This window comes from Allobosea sp. FW305-C-101, from assembly GCF_058783685.1.
In genome coordinates this window covers 91727-103810 of record NZ_JBYSYT010000008.1, presented here as the reverse complement: position 1 = coordinate 103810, position 12084 = coordinate 91727, and the positions used below count along the sequence as shown (strand labels likewise).

Annotated in this window: 11 protein-coding genes and 1 pseudogene; 6 read left to right on the top strand and 6 right to left on the bottom strand. The window is 64.4% G+C overall.

What is annotated here, in order from left to right; all coding sequences use genetic code 11:
* Window positions 1-756: pseudogene (locus AC3WMA_RS24190) on the top strand (hypothetical protein); the annotation flags it as partial.
* Between the two features lie 794 nt (window positions 757-1550).
* Here AC3WMA_RS24190 and AC3WMA_RS24185 read toward each other — a convergent pair.
* The gene (locus AC3WMA_RS24185; RefSeq protein WP_492287806.1) at window positions 1551-3512 is read right to left on the bottom strand and encodes a heavy metal translocating P-type ATPase; all 1962 of its coding nucleotides are present in this window, start codon (window positions 3510-3512) and stop codon (window positions 1551-1553) included.
* A gap of 307 nt (window positions 3513-3819) precedes the next feature.
* On the opposite strand from AC3WMA_RS24185, the gene blh reads away from it, so the two are divergent.
* The 5 genes from blh to AC3WMA_RS24160 are packed head-to-tail and all read left to right on the top strand — an operon-like array spanning window position 3820 to window position 7088.
* On the top strand, window positions 3820-5115 hold the full coding sequence (blh, locus tag AC3WMA_RS24180) for a bifunctional sulfur transferase/dioxygenase Blh (RefSeq protein WP_492287805.1): 1296 nt from the start codon (window positions 3820-3822) through the stop codon (window positions 5113-5115).
* The gene (bigR, locus tag AC3WMA_RS24175; protein WP_492287804.1) at window positions 5115-5462 is read left to right on the top strand and encodes a sulfite-sensing transcriptional repressor BigR; all 348 of its coding nucleotides are present in this window, start codon (window positions 5115-5117) and stop codon (window positions 5460-5462) included. Before blh ends, bigR begins: the two co-directional genes overlap by 1 nt.
* A complete protein-coding gene (locus AC3WMA_RS24170) occupies window positions 5459-5866 on the top strand; it encodes a YeeE/YedE family protein (protein ID WP_492287803.1) in 408 nt (135 codons plus the stop codon). Before bigR ends, AC3WMA_RS24170 begins: the two co-directional genes overlap by 4 nt.
* Window positions 5863-6306, top strand: coding sequence for a DUF6691 family protein (locus AC3WMA_RS24165; RefSeq protein WP_492287802.1), 444 nt, complete (start codon window positions 5863-5865; stop codon window positions 6304-6306). Before AC3WMA_RS24170 ends, AC3WMA_RS24165 begins: the two co-directional genes overlap by 4 nt.
* A complete protein-coding gene (locus AC3WMA_RS24160; protein ID WP_492287801.1) occupies window positions 6303-7088 on the top strand; it encodes a sulfite exporter TauE/SafE family protein in 786 nt (261 codons plus the stop codon). Before AC3WMA_RS24165 ends, AC3WMA_RS24160 begins: the two co-directional genes overlap by 4 nt.
* A 318-nt stretch (window positions 7089-7406) precedes the next feature.
* Here AC3WMA_RS24160 and AC3WMA_RS24155 read toward each other — a convergent pair whose 3' ends face one another.
* The 5 genes from AC3WMA_RS24155 to AC3WMA_RS24135 form a co-directional block, all read right to left on the bottom strand.
* A complete protein-coding gene (locus AC3WMA_RS24155) occupies window positions 7407-7940 on the bottom strand; it encodes a cytochrome b (protein WP_492287800.1) in 534 nt (177 codons plus the stop codon).
* A gap of 19 nt (window positions 7941-7959) precedes the next feature.
* Window positions 7960-8949 (bottom strand): iron exporter MbfA, encoded by a 990-nt coding sequence (mbfA, locus tag AC3WMA_RS24150; RefSeq protein WP_492287799.1) that lies wholly within the window; start codon window positions 8947-8949, stop codon window positions 7960-7962.
* A 116-nt stretch (window positions 8950-9065) separates the two neighbouring features.
* Window positions 9066-10259 (bottom strand): MFS transporter, encoded by a 1194-nt coding sequence (locus AC3WMA_RS24145; RefSeq protein ID WP_492287810.1) that lies wholly within the window; start codon window positions 10257-10259, stop codon window positions 9066-9068.
* Window positions 10256-11671, bottom strand: coding sequence for an NAD(P)-binding protein (locus tag AC3WMA_RS24140; RefSeq protein ID WP_492287798.1), 1416 nt, complete (start codon window positions 11669-11671; stop codon window positions 10256-10258). Before AC3WMA_RS24140 ends, AC3WMA_RS24145 begins: the two co-directional genes overlap by 4 nt.
* A gap of 57 nt (window positions 11672-11728) precedes the next feature.
* The gene (locus AC3WMA_RS24135) at window positions 11729-12046 is read right to left on the bottom strand and encodes an ArsR/SmtB family transcription factor (protein WP_492287797.1); all 318 of its coding nucleotides are present in this window, start codon (window positions 12044-12046) and stop codon (window positions 11729-11731) included.
* Between the last annotated feature and the right edge of the window lie 38 nt (window positions 12047-12084).

Here is a 12084-nt window from a genome sequence, read left to right as displayed (position 1 = left end):
AACTTGGTGACCTTCCGCCTGTCAGCAGGTGAGCCGATCATCGAGATGCTCCAGAACGTCATCACGCTGAAGCAGGCTGAGACCTACATCAATGCCGGGCGCGTGCACACCAAGCTCCTGGCAGAACATGGAATCATCCAGCCCGTGGAAGGGCATGAACGCCTCGAGCTTGGCGATCAGCGCTACGACCGCCGCGAGCTTGACGAATTCATAAGGCGCCTGTCCGCCAACGCTGTGTGGGTTAAAGAACCTGAGGGGCCCCAGATGACCATCTCGGCGGCGGCGAAGCGCGCCTGCTGCTCGGCGATGGAGATTGTAAAACTGATACTCGATCACCAGTTGGGGTGGGTAGGCTCGTGGACCGCGGCAACCGGATACCATTCCATTTTGGTCGATGTGTCCGAGATCAAACGGCTTACGCACGGTGAATACGGTGACAATCTTACAATGCGTCAGGCTGCAGACTTACTTCGATCCACCGATAGGGTTGTCAGCGTGCTCGTAGAGCGCCAGCTGCTCGCGACTGAGAGCCGGATCAACCCGATCAATCGATGTCCCTATATCGCCGTTCAACGCAAATCCATTGAAAGGTTCAAAGCGCAATATGCATCGCTCCATGAGCTTGCCCGCAGTCGCGGACAGCATATGCCCGCGTTGAAGCGGGAATTGGCAATGCGCGGTGTTGAGCCAGCTTGGCCGCCAAATCAGGTTGGTGCGTCGTTTTACGAGCGAGCCGCTATTCCGCCCGGCATCTAATCGAATCCAGGTTCGCTAGGATTTCAACCCGGCCTCAACGGCCGGGTTTTTTGTGTTTTGGGCTAAGCGATCGTCTAAGTTTGCGGAAGTACTATCCCTCTGATTGCGGAACTTTAATCCTGGAATCCAATAATCCCAATCAAATGATTTCAATAACTTAGGGTTTCTGTTGCGGAAACACTATGCCTCTCTCTTCAGTTACTGAAGAGAGAGGCATAGTGTTGCCGCGATTGTCGGTCGAGTTCCGCAATCTGCCTCTGGACGCCCGGCCTGAGCCGGGCGTCCAATATGATTCTAAGGCATTCCGATCATAGCTTGCTGCCGAGGTTGTCGCTTCCCGTCGCCGGCCTGGCCGGCGCTGGACCCTCGGCGGTCCAATTCCTTAGCCCCCTCCCCGATTTAGGTTCAGCGTGACGCTGCAAGTGAGTAGGCCTTCGCATAGCGCGAAGGCCCGTATCGATTAGGACCCAACTTACCAAATTGGCCCTTTCCGGACATCGAGGATGTCTGCATCTGGGCGATTCATTTTGGCATATGGCGCGCAGCATGGGCGGGCCCGTTCCCGCCGTTGGCAAGGTCAGCTTCAGGCCCGTTGAATTCGGAAAGAGTGTGCAGCCCACGTTGGCTTTTGCCCGGTTTGCAAGCTGAACAGCGAGAGTCCACCAAATTGCCATCAGTCGCTGCTCGCGCAGATCATGCTGATCGAACACGGTCGCGGCAGCCGACTCTCGATCTGCATTCTTTATCGGAGTGGTGCGAATACCGGGTGCCGCGGGGTCCGGAGCAGCCTCCGGTTAGCCGCCAATCGGATGCGAGCCGGACCGCGGCACGTCGCGAATGGGGTCGCCCAGAAGCCGCAAGCCATTTAGGACGACGAGAACCGTCCCACCCTCATGGCCGAGCACTGCAAGCGGCAGGGGAAGGTCAAAAAAGACAGCGCTGGTCACGAGAAGCAGCATCGCGCCGATCGCGAAGATCAGGTTCTGGCGAATGATCCACGCGGTGCGCCGCGAGAGCCTGTGCGCCGCCGCAAGCCGCCCCATATCCTCCGAAAGCAGCGCTACGTCGGCCGCCTGGAGGGCTACCTCTGAACCGGCCGCCCCCATGGCGATGCCGACATCGGCACGCGCCAAGGCCGCCGCATCGTTAACGCCGTCGCCGACGAACGCGATCTTGTCTTGCCTCGCTGCTTCGGCGACCAGTCTGACCTTGTCCTCAGGCAGCATCTCTGAGTGGATCTCATCGTCGCGGAGACCCAGTTCCGAGCCGATCCGCAACGCCACCGGGCGCCGGTCGCCCGTCATCATGAGAATCGTTTCGACGCCGCTCCGCCGCAGCGCCACGAGCGCCGCGGCTGAGGTTTCACGCGGCATGTCCGCGACGCTGACAGCGCCGAGGACGCGGTTGCCACGGCCGAGATAGACCACGGTCTCCGCCGCGCTTTGAATCGCCTTCAGGGCCTCGTGGTCGACGGATGCGCCCGTGGCTTCGGTCATGCGGCGGTTCCCCGCCCAGAGCGGACCGGCATCGTCTTCCCCCGCAATTCCCAAGCTGGGAAGCGCTTTGACATTCCGCACCTCGCGCATGGGCAGTCCACGCCGCATGACTTCGCGCCGCAGGGCATTCGCGATGTGATGTTCGGATTGGGCTTCGAGGCTGGCCAGCGTCGACAGGAAATCGCTCTCGTTGCCGTCGAGGGTGACGACATCGGTGACGGTGGCTCTCCCAGCCGTCAACGTCCCGGTCTTGTCGAATGCGAATGTCTTGACGCCGGCCAAGGTCTCGATCGCCGCGCCGCCCTTGAAGAGGACGCCGCCGCGGGCCGCCGCCGAGAGAGCCGAAAGGATGGCGGCCGGCACAGAGATGACGATCGCGCAAGGGCTGGCCGCCACCAGCATGGTCGCAGCACGATACAAAGCAATCTCCCAGCTGTTTCCGAGCCAGAGAAAGACGCCGAGCGCCGCCACGGACCCGACGAGCACCGCGACCGTGTATCGTTGTCCGAACCATGCGCTGAATCGTTCGGAGGGTGCTTTCGCCGCCTGCGCGTCCGTGACGAGCGCGATCATCCGGGCGACCGTGCTCTGCTCAAGCGTTTTCGTGACACGCACCTCCAGAACGCCGTCGAGATTGACCGTCGCCTCGAAAAGCGGCTGGCCCGGCTCCTTGCCGACCGGCATCGACTCGCCGGTGATCGTGGATTCGTCGAGCGAGCCCCTGCCGGAGAGGACCACGCCGTCCGCAGGAACCCGTGACCCGGGGCGAAGGATCACGATGTCGTCGACATGAAGATCGGCCGCGGGCACTTCCTCGACCTCGCCATCGGCTGTCTTGCGGAACGCTGTTTCCGGCCGCAGGGCCATCAAAGCCTCGATGGCGCGCCGGGCACGACCCATCGCTCTCTCTTCGAGTGTCGTCGACAGGCTGAACAGCGTCAGCAGGACCGCGCCCTCAAGCGAGGCGCCTACGGCTGCTGCCGCGAGGGCTGCGACGATCATCAGAAGATCGATGTCGAGGATGTGGTCGCACCACAGTTCGCCCAGCGCGCGCCAGCCGGCCGGCATGCCCCCCGCCAGGTAGGCGATGGTGGTGCCGGCAAGGAAGGCCAGCGAGCCGATCTGGCCAGCGAGAAGCCATTTGCCTGCGACCGCCAAGGCAAGGCCGGTCACCGTTGCCGCGGTCAAAGCAACCGACAGGTTCGATAGGAAACGCTGCAACTGCCCCTCCAGTGCGCGATCAGTGCCAGCCGGCGTCATGTGTGGAGCTGTTTGGAATAATTCTAATATATAGCGTGACTCCCGTTGCGCAACCATCGGGACAGTTTATCGCCCCCGGCGCGGGCGAATGCGAAATCAAGCTGGCCAGCCGATCCGGAGCCGGACGCCGAAGCCGGCCTCTTGCCCTTCCGCGCAAGGGCAATCCGAGCCTGCCCCATACAGGCAGCAGCACCTTCGGGATGACCAGCCCAGCCGGAGCCTTTGGCCAACTGCAAAACGCCGCTTGCATCGATCATTATACATTATATGATAACGTATAATGTATGGTTCTGAGAGGATGCCTGCGATGACCAGCGTGAAGATCGACGACCGGCTGACGGTAGCCTGCCAGCCGCGCCAGGAGGCGCTGGCCGCGCTGGCGGCCGCTGGCTTCGCCACCGTCATCAACAATCGACCCGACGGTGAAGAGCCAGGGCAGCCCGGCAACGCTGCCGAGAAGGCAGCCCTGGAGCGGCCGGGCCTTGCCTATCGCTTCATCCCCGTAACGGCGGCGACGATCACCGAGGCCGATATCCGCTCATTTCAAGAGGCGGTCTCCGGGGCGAAAGGGCCGGTCTACGCCCATTGCCGCAGCGGCACGCGGTCCCTGACTCTTCACGTGCTCGGCGAGGTGCTGGCGGGGCGGATGAAGCCCGGCGACGTCGAGGCCTTCGGCCGGGCCCACGGCTTCGATCTCTCAGGCGCGGTGCAGTGGCTCGCCCGCAATGCGGCCCGGGCGCCGCTGGTAAAGGGCTTCCACGAGCCGCGGACCGGCAGCGTCCAGTATGTCGTCGCCGATCCGAAGACGATGCGCTGCGCGATCATCGATCCGGTCTATGAGTTCGATGAGAAGTCCGGAGCGACCGCCACGCATCAGGCCGACGAGATTCTCGCCTATGTGGCGCGCGAGGGGTTCACAGTCGAGTGGATCCTCGACACCCATCCTCACGCCGATCACTTCTCAGCCGCTCACTATCTCAAGCAGAAGACAGGCGCCCAGACGGCCATCGGAGCGCGCGTCACGGATGTCCAGAAGCTCTGGCAGGGCCTCTACAACTGGCCGGAGCTGGCAACCGACGGCTCGCAATGGGACCGGCTCTTCGCCGAGGGCGACAGCTTCAAGGTGGGTGAGCTCACCGGGCGCGTGATGTTCTCGCCCGGCCACACCCTTGCCTCCGTGACTTACGTCATCGGCGATGCGGCCTTCGTGCACGACACGATCTTCATGCCGGATTCCGGCACGGCGCGAGCGGATTTCCCGGGCGGCAGCGCAAAGGCTCTTTGGGCATCGATCCAGGCGATCCTGGCCTTGCCGGATGATACGCGCCTGTTCACCGGGCACGACTACGAGCCCGGCGGGCGCGCCGCCAAATGGGAGAGCACGGTGGGCGAGCAGAAGCGCGCAAACCCGCATCTCGCCGGCATGACGGAGGAGCGCTTCGTCGCGTTGCGGGAGGCGCGCGACCGAACTCTGCCGATGCCGAAGCTGATCCTGCATGCGCTGCAGGTGAACATCCGCGGAGGCCGGCTGCCGGAGCCTGAAGCCAACGGCAGGCGCTATCTCAAATTCCCGCTCGATGCGCTCGTGGGGGCTGCGTGGTGATGGACGCCAAGACGACGCAGGTCAAGACGGCCCACGCCATGCCTCCGGCAGAGATGGAGGCGCGTGCTGGCGAGGTCGCCGCCCTGCTCAAGACGTTGTCGCACCCGGCCCGTCTGAGGCTCGCCTGCGCCCTTGCCGAGGGCGAATACGCCGTTGGCGAACTCGAGGAGCGGCTGGGCATCCGTCAGCCGACGCTGTCGCAACAGCTCGGCGCGCTGCGAGATGCAGGCGTCGTCACCACGCGCCGCGACGCCAAGCAGATCTTCTACCACCTGAGCGAAGAGAAGGCCGCGCGTCTGATCGAAGCCCTTTACGCCATCTTCTGCGAACCGGAGCAGCACCCATGAGTGCCTATTGGCCTTCCCTGATCGGCGGCATGTTGCTCGGCCTCTCGGCCGTCGCGCTGCTGCTGCTCGATGGGCGGATCGCCGGCATCAGCGGCATCGTTGGCCGCTTACTCGGCGGTGTGCAGATCCCGCTGAATGCGGCTTTCGTCATCGGGCTCCTAAGCGGCCCGCCGCTCTACATGCTGGCCTTCGGGAGCTTCCCGGCCGTGACCATCGCCACCTCCGGCACACTGGTCGTCGTGGCCGGGCTCGCCGTCGGCATCGGCACGCGCATTAGCTCGGGCTGTACTTCGGGCCACGGCATCCTAGGCCTCGCCCGCTTTTCGAAACGTTCCTTCGCTGCGACCGTGACCTTCCTCCTCGCAGGGGTCGCGGTGGCGACGCTGATGGAGTTCCTGCGGTGAACCGTCTCGCATCCCTACGTATCGTCGTGGCGCTCTTGGCCGGCGCTCTCTTCGGCTTCGGCCTGTCGCTCTCCGGAATGCTCGATCCGGCGCGCGTGCTCGGCTTCCTCAACCTCGCCAGCGGGCATTGGGACCCGAGCCTGGCCTTCGTGCTCGGCGGCGCGGTGCTCGTGGCGGTGCCCGGCGTCATGCTGCAACGCCGTCTGCGGCGCCCCTTGCTCGACGACAGCTTTCACCTGCCGGAGAAGGCGGAGATCGATGGGCGGCTGCTGGCCGGCTCGGCGTTATTCGGAGCCGGATGGGGGCTCGCCGGCTTCTGCCCGGGCCCCGCGGTCTCAGGCCTCTCGATGGGGCTCGTCCCGGTCTTCCTGTTCGTCGCGGCGATGGCGGCAGGGATGATGCTGCATGACCGTGTGATCGCGGAAATGCTGCCGCGATGACCTCGACCCTGGTTCCCGCGCTCGCTTCCGGCGGCCTCGTCGGCTTCAGCCTCGGCCTGGTCGGCGGCGGCGGCTCGATCTTGGCCACGCCGCTGCTCCTCTATGTCGTCGGCGTCGCCAGCCCGCATGCCGCGATCGGCACCGGCGCGCTGGCGGTTTCGATCAATGCCTATGCCAACCTGCTCGCCCATGCCCGGAAGGGTCATGTGCGCTGGCTCTGCGCGGCCGTCTTCGCGGCTATCGGATCGCTCGGCGCCCTTCTTGGTTCCAGCCTCGGCCTCGTCATCGACGGAGCGCGCCTTCTCCTGATCTTCGGCGCACTGATGGTCGTCGTCGGGCTGCTGATGCTGCGGCCGCGCAGCGTCGTCCGCGGGGGCGAGCGGCCGGTCGATCGACGGATGTGTGCGCTTACGGCCACCGCGGCATTGGCGACGGGCGGAGCCTCTGGCTTCTTTGGTATCGGCGGCGGCTTCCTCATCGTGCCGGCGCTGATCTTCGCCACCGGCATGCCGATGATCAACGCCATCGGCTCCTCGCTGCTGGCGGTCGGCACCTTCGGGTTGGCGACGGCCTTGAATTACGCTCGAGGCGGCCAGGTCGACTGGGTCGTCGCAGCGGAGTTCATCTCGGGCGGTGTCTTGGGCGGCATTCTCGGCATGCTGCTGGCGACGCGTCTCTCCGCGGGCAAGGCCACGCTGAACCGCATCTTCGCCGCGCTCATCCTGACGGTAGCTATCTATGTGATTATGAAGAACCTACCGGCGGTCATTGACGAAATGTAGCCGCGGATTCCGACCCTACGGCACGCTCCAATCCAAGGTTCCAATTTCCCCTTTCGACACGACCATATTGGATGGGCTGCGCCTAGTGGTGCAAGTAGATATTCCCGCTGAAAGCCGACATCGTCGAGCAGAATGATGATGACATTGTGCGCCCTCTACAGGCCGTTCGAAATGAACGCTGGAGGAAAGTTTGGGCCTGATCGTGCCGCCGTGGATAGCTGCCTTGCAGTTCCTGCCAACCGCCTAATGTCTGGAGTTGGCGTATGTCGTCATCACAAGAGTCGGTCGCGATCCGAATGTTACCGGGACGACCCGTTGTTACCGCCATGGAGACATGCGAGACAGAGCCCCATCTTTGAGTACAAATTGGTGGAAAAGCGCCGCACCGGCATGAGCGAGGGCAACGGCCACGAGGCAGTTAGCCGCGAGTTCGTGCCAGCCATTGATCGAGCGGCGCAGTGCGCGGTCGTCGGCGGTGAATGCGGGGATCTGGACAAGGCCGAACAGGTCCCAGCCACGCGCGCAGACATTGGCAAGCCCCACGATCAGCGTCGCCGCGATGAGCGCATAAAGAAGGGCGTGAACAATATGCTCCATCGCTCGCAAGATGCCGGAACTGACCGCGGCGGGCCTGGATCCTTTTGTCAGGCGCCAAAGGAGCCGACCCGCATAGACGACGATGAGCAGGCCTCCGAGCGTGATATGGACGGACCACATACCGTGCCGCCACTCCCTGGGCAGGACCGCTTCACTCTGAGCCATGAGCCATAGCAGCGCTATCAGGACCGCGGTCAACCAGTGAAAGCGGATGCTGATATTGTCGTAGCGGGCTGGGGTTTGGACGAAAGCCATCGTTTTATCCTTCTGCAGTTCAAGCGCCGCCGATCAGAATGCCCGTGGCCAGGACGAGAAGGCCGCCGAGAACGATCTGGAACATGGCGCGTCCGATGGGCGTCTCCATGTAGCGGTTCTGGATCCAGACGATGGCCCAGAGCTCGACGAAAACGACGCAAAGGGCGATGACCGTCGCTGTCCAGAAATGCGGGATGAGATAGGGCAGCGCATGCCCGAGCCCACCGAGCGCCGTCATGAAGCCTGAGGCTAGCCCTCGCTTCCACGGGGCCCCACGTCCCGACAGCTTGCCGTCGTCATGGGCCGCTTCGGTGAAGCCCATCGATATGCCTGCGCCGATCGACGCCGACAGCCCGATCAGAAACGTCGTCCAGGAGTTCTGCGTCGCGAAAGCCGTCGCGAAGATGGGCGCCAGCGTCGAAACCGAGCCGTCCATCAAGCCTGCCAGCCCCGGCTGGACCCAGGTCAGGACGAACTGGCGCTTCGCGGTCTCTTCTTCCTGCCGGCCATCATCGCCGGTTGACAAACCATCTTCAAGCGCGACCGCGCGGCGCTCATGCGCCGCCTCGGCAACCGCGAGGTCTCCGAGAAGCTTGCGCGTCGCTGCGTCCGTGCTGCGCGAGGCGGCGAGCCGATAGAACGTCTCGGCCTGTCGTTCCATGTCCGCCGCCTCGGCGCGCGCGCGCTCCAGCGGCAAGGTCTTCGCTAGCCAGAGAGGCCGCCGCGCATAAAAGCCTTCGACGTGCTCGCGCCTGATCGGAACAAGCGTTGGTCCGAACTTGCTCACATAGAGATCAAGCAGGGTGCGGCGATGCTCGTCTTCCTCGGCAGCCATCGTGTCGAACATCGCTGCCGAAGTTGGATAGGCCTCGCGCAGGTTCGCCGCATAGGCCGCATAGATCCGCCCATCCTCCTCTTCCGACAGAATGGCGAGCGACAGGATTTCCTGTGGACCCAGATCGTCGAACCGGCGGCGGCTGGAGCGGAAGATCGGAAAGAGAGATGGCATCGTGGTGTCACCGGATGTTGATGGCCATCATTTAGAATCTTTCTAAACTGAAAGCCAGTCTCCTTCCTGAGACTGCGGCCAGCCATCGCCACCCGCCTGAGCGCTTACGGAAGTTGTCATTGGCCGGTCGCATGAGGCCAGTTGCGTCGCTCGAGCCAGAGCCCGGCAACGAGCACGACATTGAGTAGCGCGAGGGACAGTAGCGCGCCGAACATCGGTACCGAGCCCATGCGATCGAGCAGCAAGGCGCCTGCGGTCGGTGCGATCGCTTGTGCGATGAGGCTCGGCCGCGCCAGCCTTCCGATCAGCGCCGCGTAGCGCTGAGGGCCGAACTGGGCCAGCGGAAGCGTACCCTTAGCAATCGAGAAAACGCCGTTGCCTGCCCCGTAGAGGATGATCGCAAGCCCGATCGGGCCGACATCAAGTGCCATCAGTCCCAATCCGAGGGCAATCAGCCCAAGCGCGGCACGCATGGTCCAGAGCGGATGATGCCGGGCTCCGCCAGCCATCTCGATCACCCGTCCGCCGACCTGCGCGGGACCGACAAGTGCGCCCAGAGCCACGGCCGCCGCGAGACCATTTCCTTGTCCTTGGAGCAACGTCAGCAGGTGAACGCCGACGATGGCGCCGATCGCACCACCGATGACGACGATGCCGGAGAGAAGTTGGAAAGCGCGACGCTCCGCCGGGAGCAGGTTCGATGCCGCCCCGGAAGTCCCCGTCGTCAGCGTTGGCAGCTCCGGCGGGACGCGCGGCAGGATCGTCAACACGAGCGGAAGCGAGATCAGAAGCTGGATGGCTGCATAGACGAAGCAGGTTCCTCGCCATCCGAGATGCGCAACGAGGTAGGCCGACAACGGCCAGCACACGGTGCTGGCGAATCCGCCCCATAGGGTCAGCATCGTGATCGCCGACCGCGCAGCGCCGCCGTAAAGACGCCCAAGCGTCGAGAACGCCGCATCGTACAGACCTGCGGCCATCCCCGCCCCGAGAACGATCCAGCCGAACACGAAGACCGGCAGATTCGGGGCGATGCCCAGGGTGAATTGCCCGGCGGCCAGGAGGATTGCCGCCGCCGCCAGAACCGGTCGCCCGCCCGTCTCGCCGATGGCGCGGCCGACATAGGGCGCAACGGCGCCCGCCGTTAGCAGGCCGACCGAAAGCGCGCCGACGATCCAGGGCAACGGCCATCCCGTATCGGCAGCGATGGGGGCCGCGAGAACCGCCGGGAGATAGTAGGAGGAACCCCAGGCGAGGATTTGAACCACGCCCAGAGCCGAGATCACCGTCAGCCGGTTTCGATCAGTCACGCGACCTTGCCGCAGCAGGAGGAGGTCGTTACGGGTTCCGGGAGCTTGGCGGGGCCGCAACCGCAGCCGACCTGACCATCGGCCTTCGCACGGGCGTCATCGGCGCAACAGGCCGCGACGGGGTCCGGCGCGGGGCCACCACAGCATGACGACGCGCCTACCGGCGCTGTCGTGCACACGCCCGTCTCCGGGAGAACCAGTTTGATGTCGTCTGCCGCCACCATGTCACCGGCGATGGCGGCGACGACCGATCTGACCTGTTCGAAGCCCGTGAGCATCAGGAAGGTCGGCGCACGCCCGTAGCTCTTGATCCCGACCGTGTAGAAGTCCGGCTCGTGATGCGACAGTTCGCGATGTCCATGCGGCGGCACCGACCCGCAGGAATGCAGGTTGGGATCGATCATCGGCCCGAGCATGCGGGTGCTCTCGAGCCAGGGATCCAGCTCGACGCGAAGCTCTCGGGTCAGGCTGAGATCCGGGCGCTGTCCCGTGCAGGCGACGATCCGGTCAACCGGGCCGACCGTGCGACCTCCTTCCGGTGTCTCGCCGTGGACCAGCAGGCTTCCACCTTCCTGCCGGAAGCCTGCAAGGGCGAAGCCGCGGACGAGTTCGATCAAGCCGCTATCGACAACCTGACGCAGCCGCGTCCCGAGGTCGCCGCGCCCGGCGAGCTGATCATTCGCGCCACCGCCATAGACCCGGGACAGGTCGCGCCCGCGCGTCACCCAGATCGCTTTCGTTGCGCCGTCCTGCTCGGCCAACTCGGTAAGGTCGAGCAGGACGTTCGCGGCGGAATGCCCGGCGCCGAGCACGAGCGTCGTGCGTCCCGCATACGTCTCGCGGTCGGCATCGAGCACGTCCGGGATACCGTAGGCGATCCGCTCCGCATACGCCTCCTCCCCATCGACGGGCATGCCGCCCGCTCCAGCCGGGTTTGGAGTGGTCCAGGTTCCAGAAGCGTCGATGACTGCGCGGGCCAGCACGCGGCGCGTGCCCCCGTCCCGGTCGCGAATGATGAGCTGGAACGGGTGAAGTTCGCGATCCCGGCTCACCACCTTGTCGATGCCGCGGCGCCCGATCGCCATGACGTGGGCGCCGTATTCGATGACCGGGGCGAGCTCGGCCGTTCCCGCCAAGGGAGCGAGGTAGCGATCGACCAGTTCGTGTCCCGTCGGATAGCCCTGCTTGTCCGGCTCGGCCCAACCCGCGGCCTCGAGCAGCTTTCTGCTCGCCGGGTCCACGTTGAACTCCCACGGCGAGAATAGGCGAACATGGCCCCAGTCGCAGATGTTGGCGCCGACGGATTCCCCGGCTTCGTAGACCTTCACGGCCATTCGACGCGCGATGAGATTGGCCGCGGCGGCAAGGCCGACGGGACCAGCGCCGATCACGACGACGGGAAGCTCATTCATCGCGGCATCCTCCGCTCCTGCTGGAATCATGGAATTAAAAGGCAAATCAAAAACCGCTCAGGCGGCCTTCCCGGATGATGCGGAACAGGCTTCTTCGATGCAGCATTCGTCGGAAAGAAAGCCGAGCAGCGCATCCATCGCCGGGTAGACAGCACGACAGATCAGCGTCGTCGCCTGCCGCTCTTGCGAGACGAGGCCGTTGCGGATCAGGCGCTGAAGGTGGTGGGACAACGTCGAGGCCGGAATGCCGAGACGCTCCTGCACCTGCGCGACCGGAAGGCCCTCATGCCCGGCACGGACGAGAACCCGATAGACCTCTAGACGCGTCTGGTTGCCGAGTGCCTCAAGCTGCGCCGCTGCTGTTTCGATATCCATGGAAATATAAATTCATACCGTCAGTGGGCGGTCAAGCG